This window comes from Nesterenkonia sp. PF2B19, from assembly GCF_001758425.2.
In the GTDB taxonomy this organism is placed as follows: Bacteria; Actinomycetota; Actinomycetes; order Actinomycetales; family Micrococcaceae; genus Nesterenkonia; species Nesterenkonia aethiopica.
This window is the reverse complement of sequence record NZ_MDSS02000027.1, coordinates 25,987-46,550: the sequence shown is the minus strand read 5'-3', so window position 1 is coordinate 46,550 and position 20,564 is coordinate 25,987. Positions and strand designations below refer to the sequence as shown.

At 70.7% G+C, this 20,564-nt stretch carries 16 protein-coding genes and 2 pseudogenes; 11 read left to right on the top strand and 7 right to left on the bottom strand.

Features of this window, described 5'->3' with window-relative positions; all coding sequences use genetic code 11:
* Window positions 1–1,379, top strand: a pseudogene (locus BCY76_RS09625) (ATP-binding protein); the annotation flags it as partial.
* Window positions 1,380–1,442: 63 nt separating this feature from the next.
* Here BCY76_RS09625 and merA read toward each other — a convergent pair.
* A pseudogene (gene merA / locus BCY76_RS09620) lies at window positions 1,443–2,893 on the bottom strand (mercury(II) reductase).
* A 161-nt stretch (window positions 2,894–3,054) separates the two neighbouring features.
* Between merA and BCY76_RS09615 the strand changes: the two are divergent.
* The 3 genes from BCY76_RS09615 to BCY76_RS09605 all read left to right on the top strand — a co-directional run bounded on the left by BCY76_RS09615 (window position 3,055) and on the right by BCY76_RS09605 (window position 5,143).
* The gene (locus BCY76_RS09615) at window positions 3,055–3,444 is read left to right on the top strand and encodes a heavy metal-responsive transcriptional regulator (protein WP_070158654.1); all 390 of its coding nucleotides are present in this window, start codon (window positions 3,055–3,057) and stop codon (window positions 3,442–3,444) included.
* Window positions 3,445–3,538: 94 nt separating this feature from the next.
* The gene (locus BCY76_RS09610) at window positions 3,539–4,228 is read left to right on the top strand and encodes a GntR family transcriptional regulator (protein WP_070158653.1); all 690 of its coding nucleotides are present in this window, start codon (window positions 3,539–3,541) and stop codon (window positions 4,226–4,228) included.
* A 48-nt stretch (window positions 4,229–4,276) separates the two neighbouring features.
* On the top strand, window positions 4,277–5,143 hold the full coding sequence (locus tag BCY76_RS09605; RefSeq protein ID WP_070158652.1) for an urea carboxylase-associated family protein: 867 nt from the start codon (window positions 4,277–4,279) through the stop codon (window positions 5,141–5,143).
* A gap of 92 nt (window positions 5,144–5,235) precedes the next feature.
* Here the strand turns inward: BCY76_RS09605 and BCY76_RS09600 are convergent, their stop codons facing one another.
* Both BCY76_RS09600 and BCY76_RS09595 read right to left on the bottom strand, forming a co-directional pair.
* Window positions 5,236–6,024 (bottom strand): putative hydro-lyase, encoded by a 789-nt coding sequence (locus tag BCY76_RS09600; RefSeq protein WP_070158651.1) that lies wholly within the window; start codon window positions 6,022–6,024, stop codon window positions 5,236–5,238.
* Window positions 6,025–6,079: 55 nt separating this feature from the next.
* Complete coding sequence (locus tag BCY76_RS09595; protein WP_070158650.1) at window positions 6,080–7,315, bottom strand: NRAMP family divalent metal transporter; 1,236 nt, start codon at window positions 7,313–7,315, stop codon at window positions 6,080–6,082.
* Window positions 7,316–7,559: 244 nt separating this feature from the next.
* Here BCY76_RS09595 and BCY76_RS09590 point away from each other — a divergent pair, with 244 nt between their 5' ends.
* Window positions 7,560–8,849 carry an FAD-dependent oxidoreductase gene (locus tag BCY76_RS09590; protein ID WP_070158649.1) on the top strand — a complete coding sequence of 430 codons (1,290 nt, stop codon included), beginning with the start codon at window positions 7,560–7,562 and terminating at the stop codon, window positions 8,847–8,849.
* 31 nt (window positions 8,850–8,880) lie between these two features.
* Here BCY76_RS09590 and BCY76_RS09585 read toward each other — a convergent pair whose 3' ends face one another.
* The gene (locus BCY76_RS09585) at window positions 8,881–9,777 is read right to left on the bottom strand and encodes a LysR family transcriptional regulator (protein ID WP_085437587.1); all 897 of its coding nucleotides are present in this window, start codon (window positions 9,775–9,777) and stop codon (window positions 8,881–8,883) included.
* Between the two features lie 136 nt (window positions 9,778–9,913).
* Between BCY76_RS09585 and gabT the strand changes: the two genes are divergently transcribed.
* The 4 genes from gabT to BCY76_RS09565 all read left to right on the top strand — a co-directional run bounded on the left by gabT (window position 9,914) and on the right by BCY76_RS09565 (window position 15,161).
* Window positions 9,914–11,233: a 4-aminobutyrate--2-oxoglutarate transaminase gene (gabT, locus tag BCY76_RS09580; protein ID WP_085437586.1), complete on the top strand. Its 1,320-nt coding sequence runs from the start codon at window positions 9,914–9,916 to the stop codon at window positions 11,231–11,233.
* A gap of 46 nt (window positions 11,234–11,279) precedes the next feature.
* Window positions 11,280–12,677, top strand: a complete 1,398-nt coding sequence (locus tag BCY76_RS09575; RefSeq protein ID WP_085437584.1) for an NAD-dependent succinate-semialdehyde dehydrogenase — start codon at window positions 11,280–11,282, stop codon at window positions 12,675–12,677.
* 169 nt (window positions 12,678–12,846) lie between these two features.
* Entirely contained in the window at window positions 12,847–14,307 is a 1,461-nt protein-coding gene (locus BCY76_RS09570) for an NAD-dependent succinate-semialdehyde dehydrogenase (RefSeq protein ID WP_070161486.1), read from the top strand.
* Window positions 14,308–14,444: 137 nt separating this feature from the next.
* Window positions 14,445–15,161: a cyclase family protein gene (locus tag BCY76_RS09565; protein ID WP_070161484.1), complete on the top strand. Its 717-nt coding sequence runs from the start codon at window positions 14,445–14,447 to the stop codon at window positions 15,159–15,161.
* A gap of 14 nt (window positions 15,162–15,175) precedes the next feature.
* Here the strand turns inward: BCY76_RS09565 and BCY76_RS09560 are convergent, their stop codons facing one another.
* From BCY76_RS09560 to BCY76_RS09550, 3 genes are all read right to left on the bottom strand, one after another.
* Window positions 15,176–15,805 carry a bifunctional 4-hydroxy-2-oxoglutarate aldolase/2-dehydro-3-deoxy-phosphogluconate aldolase gene (locus BCY76_RS09560; protein ID WP_070161482.1) on the bottom strand — a complete coding sequence of 210 codons (630 nt, stop codon included), beginning with the start codon at window positions 15,803–15,805 and terminating at the stop codon, window positions 15,176–15,178.
* Entirely contained in the window at window positions 15,802–16,701 is a 900-nt protein-coding gene (locus BCY76_RS09555) for a sugar kinase (protein WP_070161480.1), read from the bottom strand. The genes BCY76_RS09560 and BCY76_RS09555 overlap by 4 nt, the downstream gene beginning before the upstream one ends.
* A 66-nt stretch (window positions 16,702–16,767) precedes the next feature.
* A complete protein-coding gene (locus tag BCY76_RS09550) occupies window positions 16,768–17,430 on the bottom strand; it encodes a helix-turn-helix transcriptional regulator (protein ID WP_170922647.1) in 663 nt (220 codons plus the stop codon).
* A 203-nt stretch (window positions 17,431–17,633) separates the two neighbouring features.
* On the opposite strand from BCY76_RS09550, the gene BCY76_RS09545 reads away from it, so the two are divergent.
* Both BCY76_RS09545 and BCY76_RS09540 read left to right on the top strand, forming a co-directional pair.
* Window positions 17,634–19,280 (top strand): N-acyl-D-amino-acid deacylase family protein, encoded by a 1,647-nt coding sequence (locus tag BCY76_RS09545; protein ID WP_070161478.1) that lies wholly within the window; start codon window positions 17,634–17,636, stop codon window positions 19,278–19,280.
* A gap of 22 nt (window positions 19,281–19,302) precedes the next feature.
* A complete protein-coding gene (locus BCY76_RS09540; protein ID WP_070161476.1) occupies window positions 19,303–20,562 on the top strand; it encodes an alanine racemase in 1,260 nt (419 codons plus the stop codon).
* The last annotated feature ends 2 nt before the right edge of the window (window positions 20,563–20,564 follow it).

Genomic DNA, 20,564 nt, shown 5'->3' with positions numbered 1-20,564 from the left:
CCCGTCGAGGTGCTGCGAGGTGCGCGCCTTCGCCGCCGAGCACGGCCTGCCCGGTGTCAGCAGCGCCCACGGCGGCGGCGGGCGCGGCATGCGCGTGGTGCGGGAGACCGACGAGATCGACGACGCCTACGCCTCCGCGGTCCGCGAGGCTGAAGGGGCCTTCGGCCGCGGGGAGTGCTTCGTGGAGCGGTTCCTGGACCGCCCCCGCCATGTGGAGGCCCAGGTGGTGGCCGATGCGCAGGGTGAGGTCGCCGTCGTCGGGATCCGCGACTGCTCCCTGCAGCGCCGGAACCAGAAGCTGGTGGAGGAGGCTCCGGCGCCGTTCCTGTCCGCCGAGCATCGGCTCGCGGTGATCGACTCTGCCGGAGCGATCTGCGCGGCCGCCGGCTATATGGGCGCCGGCACCGTGGAGTACCTGCTCAGTCCGGACGGGGTGCTCAGCTTCCTGGAGGTCAACACCCGCCTGCAGGTGGAGCACCCGGTCACCGAGGAGACCTCCGGAGTGGACCTGGTGGCCGAGCAGCTCCGCATCGCCGCCGGGGAGCCGCTGAGCGCGGCGGCCCGCGACGCCGCCACGGCGCTGCACGAGACCGGGGTGCCCTCCGGGGCCACGCGATCGAGTTCCGCCTCAACGCCGAAGAGCCTGCCCACGGCTTCCTGCCCACCCCCGGGCCCGTGGATCTGCTGCAGCCGCCCACCGGGCCGGGCATCCGCCTGGACACCGGGGTCCGCAGCGGTGACGAGGTCTCCGGGGCCTTCGACTCCCTGATCGCCAAGCTCATCGTGACCGGGTCGGACCGTGCGACCGCGCTGCGTCGGGCCCGCACCGCGCTGGCCGAGATGCGGATCGAAGGCCTGCCCACCGTGCTGCCGTTCCACCGGGCAGTGCTGGAGGCGGATGACTTCCTCGCCGCCGACGGCGCCGAGAGCTTCCGGGTGCACACCCGGTGGATCGAGACCGAGTTCGAGGCCGAGCTGGCCGAATCCGAGCACCTGGCAGCCGCCGTGCGGCACCGGGAGCAGGGCATGCGCCGGGCCACCGTGGAGATCGACGGCCGTGCGGTCAACCTGGGGCTTCCCGCCGCCCTGCTGGGCCTGTTCGGCTCCGCCGGCGGCACCGCGTCGGGAGCCGCGGATTCGCACAGCTCCTCGGGTGGGAATGCCGACGACGGCGCGATCACCTCCCGGTGGCCGGCACCCTGGTCAGCTGGGCGGCCGAGGACGGGGCGGACGTGGAGGAGGGTGCCGCCGTCGCCGTCGTGGAGGCCATGAAGATGGAGTCCACGGTGCGCGCCCCCCGGGCCGGCACGCTGCGCCGTGAGGAGCTGGACGCCGGAGCCTCCCTGACGGCGGGGCAGGTGCTGGCGCGGCTGGGCTGACGGCCGGGGCACTGGGTCCACCTGAGCTGTGTTCACCTGGACGGGGCTCATGCCCGGCAGCGCTTACACCGCGCAGCAGGACAGCGTGGTGACGTCCGTGCTGAACGCCTGACAGGTGAGCTTCAGGCCCTCCGCCATGGTCAAGTACGGCGCCCAGGCGCCGGCCACCTGCTCCACGGTGCGCTCCGCGTCGAGGAGGTGCACCGCGGAGGCGGCCAGTTCGCCCGCATCCCGAGCGACGGCGGACACGCCCAGGATGCGGCCGGACTGCCGCTGCGCCACCACGGTGATCAGCCCCCGGGTGTCGCGCTGCACGCGCGCGCGGGGGACCTGGGACATCGGCACCGTCCGGGACTCATGGTCGATGTCGCCGCCTCAGCCATGGCCCGGGTCATCCCGGCCCGGGCGATGGCCGGGCTCGTGAAGGTGACCGAGGGCAGGTGAACATCGTCCAGGGCACGGCCCGCGGAGTGGAAGGCATTGGCGACCATGAGCGCCCCCTGGGCGGCGGCCACATAGACGAACTCCCGCCCGCCGGTGACGTCGCCGGCGGCCCATATCCGAGGATTGCTGGAGACCAGCTGCTCGGTGACCAGCACCTCACCACGCTGTCCCGTCCGGACGCCCACCTGCTCCAGCCCCAGGTCCTCGGTGTTCGGGGTGCGGCCCACCGCCACCAGCAGCCTCTCTGCCGAGACGACCTGACCGCCGTCGGGAGTCCGGACCTCCGCTGTCACCGACGAGGTGACCGGGTCCGCGCGGAGCCGGTCGACGGCGGCCTGAAGGACCACGTGGATGCCGTCCTCCCGGAGCGCCTCGGTGAGGGCGTGTGAGGCCTCGGGCTCCTCCCGGGAGACCAGCCGCGAGCGGACCAGCAGCGTCACCTGAGAACCGAGTCGGGCGAAGAGCTGCGCCTGCTCCAGGGCGACCGGGCCGCCGCCGAGGACCAGCAGAGAGCCAGGGAGAGTCTCCTGCTGCATCGCCGAGGTCGAGGTCAGCGGTGTGACGTCCTCGAGGCCGGGGACCGGGGGCAACGTGGGGCGGGAGCCGGTGGCGATCAGGTGATGCTGCGCCTCGACGGCGGTGACGGTGCCGTCCTGGGCGGTCACTGTGAGCACAGGATCCTCCGGAGCCCCGGCGAAGCGGGCATGCCCGGGGAGGATCTCCCACCCGTGAGCAGCGGCGATGTCCTGGTACTTCTCGGCCCGGAGCTGGGCGACGAGACGCTGGGTGCCCTCCACCAGGGCGGGCATGTCCACCGGGCTGACCGTCGCAGAGATCCCCGCGAAGCGCCCGACGCCGTCACCGGCGGTGTGGCGAGCCTCCGCTGCGGCCAGCAGAGCCTTCGACGGGACACAGCCGGTGTTCACACAGGTGCCGCCCAGGACTCCCCGCTCGACCATCACCACCCGGAGTCCGTCCTCCCGCGCCCTGATGGCGGCGGCGAATGCGGCGCCGCCGGAACCGATGATCGCCAGGTCCGCGGTCGTCCCCGGCGATAGGTGGTGGTCCATGGTGTTCTCCCTGCCGATGTGCGCGTGAACGGCGGTCTGCCCCTTGAGCGGTGAGGCGCATAGACCCAGAATGAAGGTTCCAGTGCAGGGGAAGGTCAAGTCCCGGCGGAGCCGGGCCGTGGAAAGGATGCCCGGCACAGCTGGGCTGTGAGGAGGGTGCCATGCGCATCGGAGAGCTGGCGGAGATCACCGGCACCACCCCCAAGACCCTGCGGTTCTATGAGGAGCAGGGACTGCTGCCAGCGGCGGCACGGACTGCCGCCGGGTATCGGGACTATCCCCGCCGGACGGCGGAGCGGATCGGCTTCATACACCGGGGCAAGGCCGCCGGGCTGACCCTGGCACAGATCAGGACCATCCTGGAGGTCCGCGACCGCGGTGAGGCCCCCTGTGGGCACGTGCGGGGCCTGCTCTCCGCGGAGCGTGCAGAGCTGGACCGCCGGATCGCCGAGCTGCAGGACCTGAGGCAGGCCGTGGCGGCGCTGGAGGAGCGGGCGGCCGATGTCGACCCCGCCGCGTGCCGGGCTGACCAGGTCTGTCAGTACCTGTGAGCGCACTCCGGAAGCAGGCGCTGACCGATAGGTTGGTGTCATGCACGGCGCACAGCAGGACGTCCGGGATGTCAGCATAGTCAGGAGGCGGCCCATGAGTGACGCGGCCTTGGAGGAGCTGCTCGCCGACGAGGCGGTGCGCCGGGGCTTGGGCGATCACGCCCATGTGCCGGACCGGGTGGCGGACATCCTGCGTCGGCTGATCGCCTCCGGCGGGATTCTTCCCGGCACGAAGGTGCCTGAGGTCCGCACCACCGAGCTGCTCGGCGTCTCCCGGCACACCCTGCGCACCGCCTTCCAGACGCTTGCCGCCGAAGGGTTGGTGGAGCGGCGGCCCAATCGCGGAGTCTTCGTCCACTCGCCCACGGTGGAGGACATCCGGGAGACCTATCGAGTCCGACGCGTGGTCGAGATCGGCGCGGTGCGGCAGGGGGTCTTCGATCCGCACGCGGTGGAAGCGCTGGAGTCGATCATCGCCGCGGCCCGGACCGCCGTCGCCGCCGACGACCTGCCCGCCGTCGCGCAGGCCAACCAGCAGTTCCACCGGCTGATCATCGCGCAAGTGGGCAGCGACCAGCTGAGCACCTTCATGGAGCAGATCCTGGCCCGCATGCGCCTGGTCTTCCACACGATGCGCGACGAGCCGACCTTCCACACGTTCTACGTGGAGCGCAACGCCCGGCTCACGGAGCTGCTGCGCCACGGAGACCGGGCCGCTGCCGAAGCCTACCTGGCCGACTACTTCGACGCCGCCGAGCAGCAGCTGTTGGAGACCATGGGCTGACTCCGGAGTGGAGCAGCCCAGGAGCATACGATCGCCACAGGAGGCCTCATGCCCGCCCCAGAGGAGCCGTCACCACGCGTCTACACCCGTGACGCCGCCTACAGGTCCCCGCCCGGTGGCGTGCTCGACGTCGACCGGGCTCTCTACGACCGGATCGCCGTGGCCGAGCGGCGCCTGGTCCAGGAGTTCGAGATCCCCGTGCGCTCCGGAGTCGCCTGGGAGGTCCCGGCGGGGCATGTGGTGCGGCTCCATCAGGTGGACGGGCCGCAGGTGGGGGACCTGAACCTATGGAACCGGCATGACCCGAGGGAACGGTTCTGGGCCGCTCGCACGCGGCAGCTGCAACGATCCTCGATGACCACCTATGACCGGTTCTGGTCGACGCTGCCGCATCTTCGGCCGTTGGCGACCGTCGTCACCGACACGCTGGCCGACCACCCGGATGCCGCGGTGATCCATGACCTGCTGGGCACCCGCTGCGACCCGTATGTGAACCGGATGCTCACCGGGGAGGACTTCGACCGCCACTGCCACTCCAACCTCACCCGGGCAGTGCTGCCCTACGGGCTCACGGAGCACGACGTCCACGATGTGCTCAACGTCTTCCAGCTGGCCGGGCTGAACCACGAGCACCGCTACTTCATGGACGCCTGCCCGGCCCGACCGGGAGACGTCTTCGAGTTCTTCGCCGAGGTGGATCTGCTCTGCGCACTGTCCACCTGCCCGGGCGGAGACCTCTCCGTGCACATGTGGGGCCCGGAGGCGGCGTCCACGCAGGAGCAGCTGGAGCACTGCCATCCGCTGGGTGTGCAGGTCTTCGCCGTCGACGACGACGCGCTCGCCGGTTGGGAGCCCCCGGCCCGTGCCTCCTACCGCGGTGCGGACGGGCTCCACGGGCTCCACGGGCTGCGCTGACGTCACGGTTGACTCCGGAGCGGTGGTCGCTGAACCTCGCTTCAGCGCGTGCTTTCCGACCACAGCCCCGGGGCCAACGCAGGGGTGTCCGCTCAGGGCACCTGGAGCTCGGCGTCGGGCAGGTCGGTGATGAGCATGTATCCCGGAGCGTGGCTGATGGCCAGCTCGGGCTTCGACTCCATGACGGCGGCCTGCGGGGTCACTCCGCAGGCCCAGAACACCGGGATCCACCCGTCCGGGACGTCGACGGCGTCGCCGAAGTCCGGCTCCGCCAGGTTCGCGATCCCCAGGGCGGAGGGATCACCCACGTGCACCGGGGCGCCGTGGACTCCCGGATAGCGGGAGGTGATGCGCACCGCGTCGGCCACCCGCTCGGCCGGCACGGGGCGCATGGAGACCACCAGTGGCCCGGACAGCGCCCCGGCGGGCTCGCAGCGCCGAGAGGTGCGGAACATGGGCACGTTCACCCCGAGGTCCATGTGGCGGACCGGGATCCCCGCGGCGCGCAGCGGGGCCTCGAAGGTGAAGCTGCAGCCCAGCAGGAAGGTCACCAGGTCCTCGCGCCAGTGCTCGACGGCGTCGTCAGGATCCGCCACCAGCTCGCCCTCGCGGTAGACCCGGTAGGCCGGCACATCGGTGCGGATGTCCCCTCCTGCCAGCAGGGCAGAGGACACCTGCCCGGGCTCCAGCACGCCCAGCACGGGGCAGGACTTCGGGTTCCGCTGGGCGAAGAGCAGCATGTCGAAGGCCAGCTCACGCGGCAGCGCGAGCACATTGGCCTGTGCGAAGCCGGGCGAGAATCCGCTGGTGGGCACGCGCAGCCCGCCGCGGAAGGCCTGACGGGCCTGGGCGGGGGTCAGGGTCTCGGGTGCGGCGGTCATGGGGATCCTTCGTTCAGGGCAGAGGTCGTGCAGGGGCGTTCGGTCACCGTCAGGTTCAGCCGGTCATCCACAGCTCTGCCAGGCCGGTCAGGGAGTTCGCCCCCATGTAGAGGGTCAGCAGCCAGGCCAGCACGCCGATGATCAGCAGCCACCGGGGGTAGCGGTAGCCCTGCAGCAGGTCCCGACGGCGCCACGCCGCGTAGAGCACCACGGTGAAGCCCAGCGGGAGCACGACGCCGTTGAACGCGCCGGCCATGATCAGCAGGGTCTGCGGGGCCTGGCCGAGGGTGAGGAACACCGAGCAGGTCAGCACCAGGAAGCCGGAGAAGTACAGGTTCTTGGTCCGCTCCGAAGTCTTCGGCGTCGTCAGGAAGGAGACCGTGGTGAAGGTGGCGCCGAGGATCGAGGTGATCGCGGCGACCCAGAACACCAGGCCGAAGACCCGCAGTCCGATCTCTCCCAGCGCGGCGCCGAAGGCCTCGGCGGCCACATTGTCCTCGGCCAGGCTCACTCCGGTGGTGACGACGCCGAGGATGGCCAGGAACAGCAGGAAGCGGATGATGCTGGCCACCACGATGCCCATCACGGAGGTGCGGGTGATCGCGCGGACGTTCTCCGGGCCGGTGTTTCCCGAGGCGATGAGCCGATGGGCCCCCGCATAGGTGATGTACCCGCCGACGGTCCCGCCCACCAGGGTGGTGATGACGAAGAAGTCCACCTGTTCAGGCAGGACGGTCTGCTTCAGCGCCTCGCCCACCGGGGGAGCGGTGGTGATGGACATGTAGATCATCAGCAGGATCAGCAGCGCCCCGCAGGCGACGACGACGCGGTCCAGGGCGATGCCGGCGCGCTTGGAGAGGAAGATCAGCAGGGCTATGGCCACCGAGAGGGCGCCGCCGATGCGGGCGTCCAGCCCGGCCAGCGCGTTGAGCCCCATGCCGGCCCCGGCGATGTTGCCGATGTTGAACACCACGCCGCCGAAGAAGATCAGCACGGCAAGCGCCCAACCCACTCCGGGGAGGATCCTGTTGCCCAGGTGCTGGGCGTAGAGCCCGGAGACGCCGATGACGCGCCACACGTTGAGCTGCACGGCGATGTCGATCAGCACCGAGACCAGGATGGCGAAGGCGAAGGCGGCGCCCAGCTGGTGGGTGAAGGTCGCCGTCTGGGTGATGAATCCGGGGCCGACGGCACTGGTGGCCATGAGGAACATGGCGCCCAGCAGGGCTGTGCGTCGGGTGCGCCGACGCTTGGCGGCGGCTGCCGAGGTCTCGGCGGTGGTCTCAGCCATGGGCTCGCTCTCCGGGTGGGGGCAGGGGGTAGTCGGCACGGCCCGAGCGTGAGCTGCTGCGGGGTCGGGCTCCGATGTGACGTGGGTCTGTGACGCGCGTCTCCCAGAGTAGTGGTTGTTCAACAATCCGGCAAGAGATTGTCCAACAATATTGACCGGACCGGATTGCTCCTCCTACCGTCGGCAGTCCCTTCCCGGCCCGGCAACCCTTGCCGTCGCATGCGGTTCCGTTGAGGATGGCCGCATGTCAGAGCCGCGCAGCTGTGTCATCGCCGGAGGCGGACCGGCCGGCATGATCGCCGGGCTGCTGCTCGCCCGTGCCGGAGTCGACGTCGTCGTGCTGGAGAAGCACGAGGACTTCCTCCGTGATTTCCGCGGTGACACCATCCACCCCAGCACTCTGCTGCTCCTGGACGAGCTGGGGCTCATGCCCCGCTTCCAGGCGAGCGTGCCGCACCAGCGCGTCCAAGCGGCCCGTCTTCCCGTTGCCGACGGAGGCCGCGTCACCATGGTGGACTTCTCCCGCCTGCGCCATCCCTATCCCTATATCGCCATGGCCCCGCAGTGGGACTTCCTGGACCTGCTGGCCGAGGCTGCCGCCGAGGAGCCGAGCTTCGAGCTGCGCCTGGGCACCGAGGTCACGGGGCTGCTCTGGGACGGCCCAGCGGCTGAGGGTGCAGCGGCCGAGAGCACTGCGGCTGGCCGCTCTCAGCCGGACGACGGCGCCGCCCAGGTCACCGGCGTGACGGTGCGCGGCCCCGACGGGGAGGACCAGATCCCGTCCCTGCTGACGCTGGCCGCAGACGGCAGGACCTCACGGGTGCGTGAGCAGGCCGGACTCCCGGCGGTCTCCTTCTCGGCGCCGCTGGACGTCTGGTGGTTCCGGCTCGAGTCGAGCAGCCGTCTCGGGATGGCGGAGACGATCCTGCCGAGCTTCACCGGCGCCCATCCGATCCTGCCCATTCCACGCGGGGGCTACGTCCAGGCGGCCATGCTCATCCCGAAGGGCGCAGATGCACGGCTGCGCGCCCGCGGGGTGGAGGCCCTGCGTGAGGAGGTCGCGTCCGCCGTGCCTGACTGTGCGGAGGCCGCCAGGCGGCTCGAGCTGGATGACGTGAAGCTCCTCGACGTGCGCATGGACCGGCTCACCCGATGGTGGCGGCGCGGCATGCTGTGCCTCGGGGACGCCGCCCATGCGATGTCCCCGGCCGGGGGAGTGGGGGTCAACCTCGCGGTGCAGGACGGGGTCGCGGCCGCGACGCTGCTGGCGGAGCCGCTGCTCCGCGGCGTCATCACCGACGCGGACGTCGCCGCCGTGCAGCGCCGCCGTATGCCGCCGACGCGTCTCACCCAGGCGCTGCAGTCCCAGATCCACAGGCAGCTGGAGGCCATGTTCGCCGCGGACGCCCCGCCGGAGGTGCCTGCGTCTGTGGCCCGACTGATGCGCAGGGTACCCCAGCTCAGCGGACTGATGCCCTGGGCGATCGGCGTGGGGGTGCGCCCCGAGCACGCCCCGACATGGGCGCGGCGCTGAGGGCGTCCGCTCCGTGTCCGCGGCCGGGGCGTCAGTCCACCGTCGGCCCGTAGCGTCGTGCGCTGAAGTCGCGGAGCCGGGTCACCAGCCCTTCCAGCGCGTCGGCGGCATGATGCCCCCGCCGCCAGGAGGCGTGCAGCCGGATGTGCAGCGGCCGGCGGCCATCCCCGCCGTCGGTGAGGATGCGCAGCGGCACCAGGGAGAAGTGGGGATCGTCGGTGATGACGGCGGCGACGCGGCCGCGGCGGCCGAGCGCCTGGGCGACCCGGCCGTGCCGGACTTCCAGCAGGCTGCGCGGGGTGAGGTCCGCCAGATCCAGGGCGGCGTCGAGCAGCCGGCGGGCCTTGAAGTCGGCGGCGGTGACCACCAGCTGCTCGTCGACCAGTTCCTCCAGCGGGATCTCCCCACGGTCCGCCCAGCGGTGGTCGCTCGGCACATAGGCCCACACCGGCAGCTGGGCGATGAGCCGGGAGGGGACGTCATCGCCGGGGGACTGGGGTGCGATGACCAGGTCATGGTCGGCCACCAGGCGGTGGGGGCGTTCGTCGCCGCCGATCTCCACCACCGAGGGCACGGGGTCCTGGTGGGTGAAGGTGGCCACGAAGGGGGCGACGACGTCGATGAGCGTGGTCCGCGGCGAGGCCAGAGAGACCTTGCGCAGCTCCCCGGAGGCGAGCCGGTCCGCGAAGTCTCGGGCATGGGCGTGGGCCTGCAGCACGGTGCGGGCGGTCTCCAGGAACTCGCGGCCTGCTGGAGTCAGCCGCAGACGTCCTTCGCCGCGGTCGAAGAGGGTGAGGCCCAGGTCAGCCTCCAGGCCGCGGATCTGCCGGGAGAGCGCGGGCTGGGTGATGTGGAGGGCGTCGGCGGCCGCGGAGACGCCGCCCTCCTCGGCGACGGCGACGAAATAACGGAGCAGACGGGCTTCCATGCCTAGAAAGCATACCCTGCATCAATGACAGGCATTAGACGGCATGAGATGGATGGGGGACGATCACTTCAGGAGAACTATCGCCCCCGGCCGCGCCGACACGGAAGTCGCCCGGCCCGTCCCTCAAGGAGGACCCATGACCGCACTGTCCCAGTCCCGCCACCTGGCCACGGAGATCCCCGGCCCCCGAGCCAGCGAGCTGCTGGAGCGTCAGCGCGCCGCCGTGCCGGCGGGTGTGGCCTCCGTGATGCCCACCTTCGCCGTGCGGGCCGACGGCGGCATCATCGAAGACGTGGACGGCAACCGGCTGATCGACCTCGGCTCCGGCATCGCGGTCACCAACGTCGGCGCCTCCGCCGAGCGCGTGGTCGCCGGCGTCCAGGAGCAGGTCGCCCAGTTCACCCACACCTGCTTCATGGTGACTCCCTATGAGGGGTACGTGCGCGTGGCCGAGAAGCTCGCCGAGCTGACCCCCGTCGACGGCGAGGTCCGCACGGCCCTGTTCAACTCCGGCGCCGAGGCCGTGGAGAACGCGGTCAAGGTCGCCCGCGCCTACACCGGCCGCCAGGCTGTGGCCGCCTTCGACCACGCGTACCACGGCCGGACCACCCTGACCATGGCGCTCACCGCCAAGAACATGCCGTACAAGCACAGCTTCGGGCCCTTCGCCCCGGAGGTCTACCGGGCCGCCGGCTCCTACCCGCTGCGTGACGGACTCGACGGCGCGGCCGCGGCCGAGCGGGCCATCGACCAGTTGGAGAAGCAGGTGGGGGCGGAGAACCTCGCCGCCGTCATCATCGAGCCGATCCAGGGCGAAGGCGGATTCATCGCCCCGGCCCCGGGCTTCCTGCCCGCGATCGTGGACTGGTGCCGCGCGAACGGCATCGTGTTCATCGCCGATGAGATCCAGACCGGCTTCGCCCGCACCGGCCAGTGGTTCGCCTGCGAGGACGAGGGCATCACCCCGGACATCATCACCACCGCCAAGGGCATCGCCGGCGGCCTGCCGCTGTCCGCGGTCACCGGCCGCGCCGAGATCATGGACGCCGCCCACCCCGGCGGCCTCGGCGGCACCTACGGCGGCAACCCGGTGGCCTGCGCGGCAGCCCTGGGCGCCATCGAGACGATCGAGGCCGAGGACCTGACGGCCAAGGCCCGGCGCATCGAGGAGATCGCCGCCGGTCGGCTGCGTGAGGCCCAGCAGAAGGACCCGCGCATCGGCGAGGTCCGCGGCCGCGGGGCGATGCTCGCCGTCGAGCTGGTCGACCCGGAGACCGGGGCCCCCGACGCCGCCCTGACCGGCACCGTGGCCGCCGCCGCCACGGCCGCCGGCGTCATCACCCTGACCTGTGGCACCTACGGCAACGTCATCCGCCTGCTGCCCCCGCTGACCATCGGCGAGGACCTGCTCACCGAGGGCCTGGACATCATCCTCGACGCGCTGGCCGCCGCCTGAGCCAGCTGCCCGCCCACCCGCTTCACATCACCCTCTGGAGGACACCATGACCGAGTTCGAGGTCCGCAATCCCGCCACCGCCGCGGTGATCGACACCGTCCATGACCACACCGCCGAGGAGGCCGCCGCCCAGGTCGACGCCGCTCAGGCCGCCTTCGAGCAGTGGCGCACCGTCGCCCCGCGCAAGCGTGCGGAGATCCTGATGGCCGCCCATCGCGGCATGCTCGACGACGCCGAGCGGCTGCGCGACATCATCGTGGCCGAGAACGGCAAGTCTCAGGCCGACGCGGCCGCGGAGGTGGCCTACGCCGCCGAGTTCTTCCGCTGGTACGCCGAAGAGGCCGTCCGGGCCCCCGGCGAGTACGGCGTCGCCCCCGCCGGCGGCGTGCGCAACGTGGTGACCCGCCGCCCGGTGGGCGTGGCGGTGCTCATCACCCCGTGGAACTTCCCGGCCGCCATGGCCACCCGGAAGATCGCCCCGGCGCTGGCCGCCGGCTGCACCGTGCTGCTCAAGCCCGCCAGCGAGACCCCGCTGACCGCCCTGGCGATCGCCGAGATCCTGCAGCAGGCCGGTGTTCCCGAGGGCACAGTCCAGGTGGCCGCCTCCTCCAGCGCCTCGAAGGTGGTCTCCGCCTGGCTGGCGGACGACCGGGTCCGCAAGCTGTCCTTCACCGGCTCCACCGGTGTGGGACGCCGGCTGCTGGCCCAGTGCGCCGAGCGGGTGGTCAACACCTCCATGGAGCTGGGCGGCAACGCGCCGTTCATCGTGACCGCCGACGCCGACGTCGAGGCCGCCGTCGAGGGCGCGATGGTGGCGAAGTTCCGCAACTCCGGCCAGGCCTGCACTGCGGCCAACCGGTTCTACGTGCACGCTGACGTCGCCGAGGAGTTCGTAGCGGCCTTCGGTCGGCGCATCGAGCAGCTCCAGCTGGGCGACCCCGCCGCCGGGGCGGCCATCGGCCCGGTCATCCACGCCCGGGCGGCCGCGGAGATCCGCGAGCTGATCGACGGTGCGGTGGCGCAGGGTGCGCGGATCGCGCACCAGGCCGCGCTGCCCGAGGGCGAGGGCCTGGACCACGAGGCGTTCGTGGCTCCGACCCTGCTGGCCGACGTGCCGGCCGACGCCGACATCCTGGGCCAGGAGATCTTCGGTCCGGTGGCGCCCGTGGTGGTCTACACCGATGAGGAGGACATGCTCCGCCGCGCCAACGACGCCGAGGTGGGCCTGTCCTCCTACGTCTACGCCGGGAACCTTCAGCACGCGATGCAGATCGGTGAGAAGCTGGAGGCCGGGATGGTCGGCGTCAACCGCGGCATCGTCTCCGACCCGAGCGCACCCTTCGGCGGAGTCAAGCAGGCCGGCATCGGCCGTGAGGGCGGCAGCTTCGGGATCGAGGAGTTCACCGAGGTGCAGTACCTCAGCGTCGACTGGTCCGCCGTCTGATCCACGGCCCGACCCGCGGTCCGGTCATGGGTCTGGCCGCCGCCGTCCGTCCCGCCGTCTGTTCTGCCGTCGACCACGGCGGCACGGACGGCGGGACGATCACTGTCCAGCTGGATGAGCCGTCACCGAAGAGCCGTCACCGAACGGCCGTCACCGAGGAGCCGAGACGATGACTGAGACACACGCCGAGACGAGCACCGATACGAAGGCTGCGAGCGGGACCGGGCGTGGCCCCGCCTACCGGACCCGCGACCCGCGCACCAATGCGGTGCTGGAGACCTTCGACGTCGTCGACGACGACCACCTCGAAGAGGCGCTGGCGGCCGGGCACCTCGCCTACGGACCGTGGAGCGGTCTCGACATCGAGGACCGTGCCGTGTTCGCCCATCGGATCGCAGACCTCTTCGAGGAGCGGCGCACCGAGCTGGCGGTCATCGCCTCCACCGAGATGGGCAAGGCGCTGGACCAGGCCGACGGTGAGATCCAGGAGTGCATCGACATCTTCCGGTACTACGCCGTCAACGGCCCGCACCTGGGCGCGGACGAGGTCATCAAGGAGGAGGCCGGGCGCCGCTCGGTGATCCAGAAGCGGCCGCTGGGTCTGCTGCTGGGCATCATGCCCTGGAACTTCCCCTACTACCAGATCGCCCGCTTCGCCGCCCCGAACCTGCTGCTGGGCAACACGATCCTGCTCAAGCACGCCGAGTCCTGCCCGAGGGCCGCCCTGGCGCTGCAGCGGCTCGTCGACGACGCCGGCCTGCCCGCCGGGGTGTATCAGAACCTGTTCGTCACCCACGAGCAGGTGGAGCGCATCATCGGCGATCCTCGGGTCCAGGGGGTGTCCCTGACCGGCTCGGAGCGTGCCGGCTCCGCGGTGGCCGCCATCGCCGGACGGCACCTGAAGAAGGTCGTGCTGGAGCTGGGCGGCTCGGATCCGCACATCTACCTCTCCGCCGACGACGTCGCCGCCGCGGCCCGTGAGGCGGTGGAGACGCGCCTGGACACCATGGGGCAGGCCTGCACCTCCAATAAGCGGCTGATCGTCGCCGACGACATCTACGACGAGTTCGTGGACACCCTGGTGGAGACCGTCGCCGGGCTGGAGCCGGGGGACCCGGTGGAGCCGCAGCCGGGACGCTACTATCCGCTGTCCTCGGAGGAGGCCGCCGTCGGGCTGCACGGCCAGCTGCGCCGCGCCGCCGAGCAGGGCGCGGTGATCCGCGCCGGCGGCGAGCGGCCGGACCAGCCCGGAGCCTGGCTGCAGCCCACCGTGCTCACCGACGTGACCGAGCAGATGGACGCCTTCCATGAGGAGCTCTTCGGTCCGGTGCTCACGGTCTACCGGGTGCGCGACGAGCAGGAGGCGGTGCGCCTGGCCAACGATTCACCCTACGGTCTCGGCGGCGCGGTGTTCTCCCAGGACCACGCGCAGGCGCTGCGCGTGGCCCAGCAGCTCGAGGTGGGCATGTCGAACGTCAATGTGGCCGGCTCCGAGGCCGCGGACATGCCGTTCGGCGGGGTCAAGCGCTCCGGCTTCGGCCGGGAGCTGGGGCCGCTGGGCATGGACGAGTTCGTCAACAAGCGGCTGCTGACCATCGTGGACCCGGAGATCGCGGGCGGCGAGGGCTGAGTCCCCTCCGCAAGATGATGTCACCGGCGCGAGTTGGTCCGACGTAGTGGATACTCGAGTCGATCGAGTCGAGTATCCGCAACTCCGGACCACCTCACCTCGCGGGGGAGGGCCTCAACTCCGAGGAGGACAGGCTGATGAGTTCGACGCCGACGTCGCCGGCGGGTGCTGGGCTGCTGGACCTGAGCCGGCCCATCCATGACGCGATGATGGTCTACCCCGGGGACCCGGCCGTCGTCGTGGAGCCGGGGCTCACACTGGCCGACGACGGCGTCGCCGTCGCCCGGTTGTCCTGCGGCACCCACACCGGCACGCATCTGGACGCGCCGTCCCACACGGTGGCCGGCGGGCGGACGACCTCAGAGATCTCGCTCGAGGAGCTGGTGGGTCCCACCCTGGTGGTCCACGTCGAAGCCGACGCCGGCCAGCTGGTCACCGGGCAGCAGCTGGAGCCGCTGCTTCCGGGGCGAGTGCCGCCCCGGGTCTTTCTGAGCTTCGGCTGGGACACCTTCTTCGGCACGGACCGCGCGCTGGAGCATCCGGGGCTGAGTGCTGAGGCCGCTGCGCTGCTGTGGGCGCGGGGGATGCGGGTGCTGGGCACGGATGCGCTGAGCCCGGACCTGACGCAGGGAGTCGGCGACGCCGGTGATGACGTTCCAGGCGGCGGCACCGAAGGCGACGACGCCGCGGCCGGCTTCCCGGTCCATGCGGTGGTGCTGGGGCAGGACGGGCTGGTCGTCGAGAATCTCACCGGGCTGCGCGAGCTGCCGGCCGGTGAGCACCACATCGGGATCTTCCCGATGCCGCTGGAGGAGTGCGACGGCGCCCCGGCCCGCGTGGTCGCCTGGAGGTGACGTGCTCCCGAGGCTCAGGCCTGCTGACCCACCTGCGCGGCCAGCAGTGTGAGCTGCTCCGGATCTTCGAGCGCTGAGCCCACGGCCACCACGCGGACGCCGGCGTCGAGGAACTCCTGAGCGTTGTGGGCGTTCAGCCCGCCGGTGGCCACGAAGCTGACCTGGGGGAACGGGCCGCGCATCAGCGAGAACCACGAGGTCCCCAGCCAGGCCGCGGGGAAGGCCTTCACCCAGGTCAGTCCGAGCGTGGTGGCGGCCTGCAGCTCGGTGGGAGTGGTGACACCCGGCAGGAAGGGCATGGACTGTTGCGCGGCGGCGCGGATGAGCGATTCGTCGTAGCCGGGGGAGACCAGGTACTCCGCACCGGCTTCCTGGGCGGCGGAGATCTGCTCCTGTCGGACGATGGTGCCCGCGCCGACGGACGTGCCCCGCTCGGAGGCCAGGCGGGAGACCTCACGCAGGGCCGCATGGTCCTCGTCGGTCTGGAGGGGCAGCTCCACGGAGTCGATGCCGAGGTCCCAGGCCGTGGTGGCGAGCTCCACCGAGCGTTCCACTCCCATGCCGCGGAGGATGGCCATGACCGGGGCGGAGCCGAAGGCGTGATCGAACCAGGTGTTCTCCACCGGTGAGGATGTCGAGGTCATGCGGATGCTCCTTCGTCCAGGAAGTCAGTGGTGGTCTGCAGCGCCAGTGCGGCACGGCGGTGACCTGCCGTGAGACGCGCCGCAGAGGCTTCGCCGTCGAGCATCGCCGCGAGGTATCCGGCGGCGAAGGCGTCACCTGCTCCTACGACTTCGACGACGTCGGTCGGAATGGCAGGTTCGAACACGCGCTGTTCTCCGGTGAACTCCGTGGCGCCGACGTCGCCGTCCTTGATGACCAGGGTGGGGACGTCGTCCAGGAGGTCGCGCACGGCCTCGGCCGTGATCGTTCCCCAGAGCAGCTCCGCCTCGTCACGGCCGACGAAGACGACGTCGGCCTGCCGGGACAGGCGCAGGAGGGCCGCAGCGGCGTCCTCGCGCGGCCAGAGCGGGGAGCGGTAGTTCACATCGAAGCTGATGGGGATGCCGGATTCTGCGGTACGCACCACCAGCTGGTCGATGAATGCCGCTGCCGAGGTGGACAGCGCAGGGGTGATTCCCGAGAGGTGCACCAATCCGATGTCGCCCAGATCCAGCGCATCGGCGTCGGCCGCCGAAAGCCGGGAGGCGGCAGATCCCCTGCGGTAGTAGAGGACGCCGTGGCCGGGGTCTTTGAAGTAGACGCCGGTCGGAGCCTCCGGGTCGAAGATCACCGGGGCGAGGTCCACGCCGCGAGCGGCGAGCACATCCGAGACTCGCCGGCCGAGCTCGTCGTCGCCGAGTCGGCTGAACCAGATGCTGCGGCGTCCGAGCTGGGCGAGGTGAGCGGCCACATTGGACTCGGCCCCGCCGACGTCGAGGGCGAACGCACCGGCCGTGCGCAGCCGGTCCGTGCTGCTGGGGGTGACAAGAGCCATCGTCTCGCCCACGCACAGCACGGGTGAGGGTGTGATCGTCATGGGGTGCCTTCTTCCGGTCTGGGGCTTCCGCGGGCACGGTGTGCCCCACGGAGTCCGCCGGGTGGTTCAGGAGTTGCGGATGGTGTCCAGGTAGCTGTAGGCCGTGACCTTGGAGATGCCCAGGCGTTGGGAGACGCGGTCCACGGCGCGTTTGATATGGAACGCCCCGCGCGCTTCGAGCCTGCGCAGCACCGCGATGCGATCGTCTTTCACCATGACCGGCGGCGGCTTGCCGATCTCGGCGATGGCGGATTCCAGCATCCCGTCGAGGACGGCGTCGATGCTGGGGCCGACGATCTCCTCCGGCTCATCCTGCTGCTGAGTCGGCAGGAGGGAGGAGATGATCGAGCGGACGTTCTCCAGCGCCGTGAGGTCCACATTGATGCACAGCGCCCCGATGACAGAACCTGCGCGGTTCCGGTAGTACACCGAGGAACAGTGCAGCTCCCGGCCGTCGGCGGTGCGACCGCGGTAGCCGAAGGCGTCATGGTCGACTGACTCGTCCTTCAGCAGGGTCAGGCCACGGTCCGTCGAGGGCCCGCCGACGGACCTGCCGCTGACGTGGCCGTTCTCGATCGCGTGGATCGTCTGGTCCATGTCGCGTCGGCTCAGGTCATGGAGAACCACCTCGCAGTGCTCCCCGATGGTGACGGCGACGGCCTTCATCACCGGAGCCAGCACCGCATGGAGCTCCTCGATGCTCTCGAACCGCGGCGGATCTGCCGTCACATCGCTCACTGGATTCCTCTCGGCTGTGCGCTGATTCAGGGTTGTGTGGTCCATACGGTACCCCGTGGACAGGGACTCCGTTCCCGCACTCTCATGTAAAAGTTACATCAAGTGTATAGATTCTCGGTAAACCATGCGTTAGTCTCGATCCCGGCACAGTGTTGCCCACGACACATCGATGGACGACGACAGCACGGGAGGCGATGATGCACGACCGACAGCTCATCCGAGGCGGGGACCTGCTCGACGGCACCGGACGTCCCCGCCGTCGTGCCGATGTCCGGATCGCCGGCGGACGGGTGGTCGAGGTGGGCACCGACCTGTCCCTCACCGAGGGCGAGACGCTGCGGGACACCACGGGACGCCTCCTGCTTCCCGGGTTCATCGACGTCCACTCCCACGACGACGCCGCCCTCCTCCGCCCCCGTGCCCTCGATCCGAAGCTTTCCCAGGGGGTGACGGCCACCATCGTGGGCAACTGCGGCCACGGGTGTGCGCCCTCCGTCGCCGGTGGAGGCCTGGAGGACTACGCGAGGCCCGTGCTCGGCCCGTTCCCGGAGCAGGTGTTTCCCCGATTCACCGACTACCTCGACGTGGTGGAACGTTCCGCCACCGCACTCGACGTCATCGCCCTGGTCCCGCACGCGCCCCTGAGAGCCAGCGTGATGGGTATGGAGCAGAAGCCGGCCGATGCCGTCCAGATCCGTGAGATGGCCGCGCACCTGGACGAGGCGCTCAGCGCCGGAGCGGCGGGTCTCTCCCTGGGACTCATGTACTCCCCGGGGAGCGCGGCCGGGCGCGACGAGCTGCTGGCGCTCGCCCGGGTGGTGGCTCGCCGGGGCAAGGTGCTGGTGGCGCACATCAGGAACGAAGGCGGCAGGTTGGAAGGCTCCCTGGAGGAGTTTCTGGCCCTGGGTCGCGACGCCGGATGCGCGCTGCACATCAGTCATCTCAAGGTCACCGGTGCCGCCAACTTCGGCACGATGCCTCGGATCATCGACCGCCTGGAGGCCGCCCGCGCAGAAGGGATCGACGTCACCGCCGACGTCTACCCCTACACCGCCGGCAGCACCACCGCCTCCACGCTGTTCCCCAGTTGGACCACCGACCGCGGAACAGACTCGCTGCTGGAGGTCCTCACCGATCCGGATGCCCGGTCCCGGGCTCTCGAAGAGATGCGCACTCCGTGGGACGGGCCCCTGGAGAACCAATTCACCTCGGTGGGGCCGGAAGCGATCCTGCTCGCCGGATTCAGCGATCCGCAGGCCCAGGCCTTCGACGGTCGGGCGCTGGCGGACATCGCCGCCGAACGAGGCGAGGATCCCGCCGAGGCGCTGGCTGATCTCCTGCTCGCGGAGGACGGAGTCCTCACCATCATCGTCCACCACTCGGACCCGCAGGGGATGCGGGAGGTGCTCAGCTGGCCCCACGCCTTCCTCGGCTCCGACGGCCTTCCCCGGGAGGAAGGGTATGTCCACCCGCGGCTGTTCGGCACGTTCCCCCGGGCTCTGAGCACGTATGCGTGGGCTGAGGGAGTGGTGCCCGCCGAGGAGGTCGTCCGGAGGATGACCTCGGCTCCGCGTGCGCGCTTCGGAGTCGCCGGCGGCTCCATCGTCCCGGGGGCACCAGCTGACCTGCAGATCATCGACCCTGCCACCTACATGGACCGGGCCGACTATCAGAACCCGCGGCGGGAGACACAGGGGCTCGACGCCGTGCTGCTCGGAGGCCGACCGGTCTGGCCACGGCGTCCCGAGGCGCCAGGCGATGCCGGTTCCGGCTCGGGACAGCTGCACCGCACCGGTCCCGTGGGCAGGTCGCTGCCGTCAGGGCGCACCGGAGACGAGTAGGCCGACACACGTGAGGAGACAGATGATGACGCAGCACGACACCGACACGATCCGAACCGCCGTCCTGGCGGAGCACGAGGCCCCCGGCCCGCGCTCCAAGTCTTCCCTGGGGAGACTCGAGCCCGGGCAGACTCTCCGCATCAGGGACGAACTCCCGACGCCGATGCTGACCGTGGAGACCGAGGCGGTGGTCTCCAACATCGAACGCATGGCGTCCTGGATGGCCGAGCAGGGAGTCCAGCTGGCCCCTCACGGCAAGACGACGATGACCCCGGCTCTGTGGCGCGCCCAGCTGACCGCCGGTGCCGTGGGCATCACGGTGGCGAACTTCCCACAGGCCCGTGTGGCGGTGCAGGAGGGAGTTCCGCTGGTGGTGATCGCCAACGAGTTCCTCACGCCGCCCGGGCTGACCTGGCTGCGTGGCGTCCTGGAGGACGACGGGCCAGAGATCATGTGCTGGGTGGACTCCGTGCGTGCCGTCGAGCAGATGCAGGCAGCATTGGGCCGGACTCCACGTCCGGTGCAGGTGTGCATCGAACTGGGCATCCCGGGGAAACGGGCCGGAGTCCGGCAGGACGATGAGGTCGGCGAGATCGTGGAGGCGATCACGGCATCCGATGCCGTGGCCTTCGCCGGGTTCTCAGGTTTCGAAGGCGTGCTGCCCCCGGAGCGGATCGAGGAGGTCCGGGCGTTCCTTCGGCGCATGGCCCGGCTCTTCGAGCGCTATGCGGACCGGATGGAAGTGGATCATCCCGTACTCACCGCCGGCGGCGGGCTCTACTTCGACCTGGCGGCCGAGATTCTCAGGCCACCGGCAGAGACCGCCGTCGGCGGGCGCGTGGTCCTCCGCCCGGGCTCCTACTTGCTTCATGACCATGGTCATTACGGGCGGCTGACCCCCTACCAGCTGCGTGACTCTGGTCCGCAGCTGCGTGCGGCAGCCACGCTCTGGGCGCGGGTGCTCTCCACGCCAGAACAGGGACTCGCGATCCTCGACGCCGGCAAACGGGACCTGGCCTATGACATCTCCCTGCCCCGACCGCTGCGGATCCACCGGGCTGACGGGCGCATCGAACCGTTCACCCAGGCGGAGCTGGTGGACACCAATGACCAGCACGGTTACCTGGAGCACGCCGACCAGGAGATCGAGATCGGCGACGTCATCGAATTCGGGCAGTCCCATCCCTGCACGATCGCCGACAAATGGCGGGACCTGCTGCTGGTCACGGCCGTCGAGCCGGGCCACCTGCGCTGGGACGCCTCCGTCCGCACCAGATTCTGACG

Bases quoted from the DNA above. Each gene is read 5' to 3' on its own strand.
- BCY76_RS09540 (WP_070161476.1), top strand. From the start codon at position 19,303: ATGATGACGCAGCACGACACCGACACGATCCGAACCGCCGTCCTGGCG.
- BCY76_RS09555 (WP_070161480.1), bottom strand. From the start codon at position 16,701: ATGACGATCACACCCTCACCCGTGCTGTGCGTGGGCGAGACGATGGCT.
- gabT (WP_085437586.1), top strand. From the start codon at position 9,914: ATGACCGCACTGTCCCAGTCCCGCCACCTGGCCACGGAGATCCCCGGC.
- BCY76_RS09595 (WP_070158650.1), bottom strand. From the start codon at position 7,315: ATGGCTGAGACCACCGCCGAGACCTCGGCAGCCGCCGCCAAGCGTCGG.
- BCY76_RS09600 (WP_070158651.1), bottom strand. From the start codon at position 6,024: ATGACCGCCGCACCCGAGACCCTGACCCCCGCCCAGGCCCGTCAGGCC.
- BCY76_RS09585 (WP_085437587.1), bottom strand. From the start codon at position 9,777: ATGGAAGCCCGTCTGCTCCGTTATTTCGTCGCCGTCGCCGAGGAGGGC.
- BCY76_RS09605 (WP_070158652.1), top strand. From the start codon at position 4,277: ATGCCCGCCCCAGAGGAGCCGTCACCACGCGTCTACACCCGTGACGCC.
- BCY76_RS09610 (WP_070158653.1), top strand. From the start codon at position 3,539: ATGAGTGACGCGGCCTTGGAGGAGCTGCTCGCCGACGAGGCGGTGCGC.
- BCY76_RS09570 (WP_070161486.1), top strand. From the start codon at position 12,847: ATGACTGAGACACACGCCGAGACGAGCACCGATACGAAGGCTGCGAGC.
- BCY76_RS09560 (WP_070161482.1), bottom strand. From the start codon at position 15,805: ATGACCTCGACATCCTCACCGGTGGAGAACACCTGGTTCGATCACGCC.
- BCY76_RS09565 (WP_070161484.1), top strand. From the start codon at position 14,445: ATGAGTTCGACGCCGACGTCGCCGGCGGGTGCTGGGCTGCTGGACCTG.
- BCY76_RS09615 (WP_070158654.1), top strand. From the start codon at position 3,055: ATGCGCATCGGAGAGCTGGCGGAGATCACCGGCACCACCCCCAAGACC.
- BCY76_RS09575 (WP_085437584.1), top strand. From the start codon at position 11,280: ATGACCGAGTTCGAGGTCCGCAATCCCGCCACCGCCGCGGTGATCGAC.
- BCY76_RS09590 (WP_070158649.1), top strand. From the start codon at position 7,560: ATGTCAGAGCCGCGCAGCTGTGTCATCGCCGGAGGCGGACCGGCCGGC.
- BCY76_RS09545 (WP_070161478.1), top strand. From the start codon at position 17,634: ATGATGCACGACCGACAGCTCATCCGAGGCGGGGACCTGCTCGACGGC.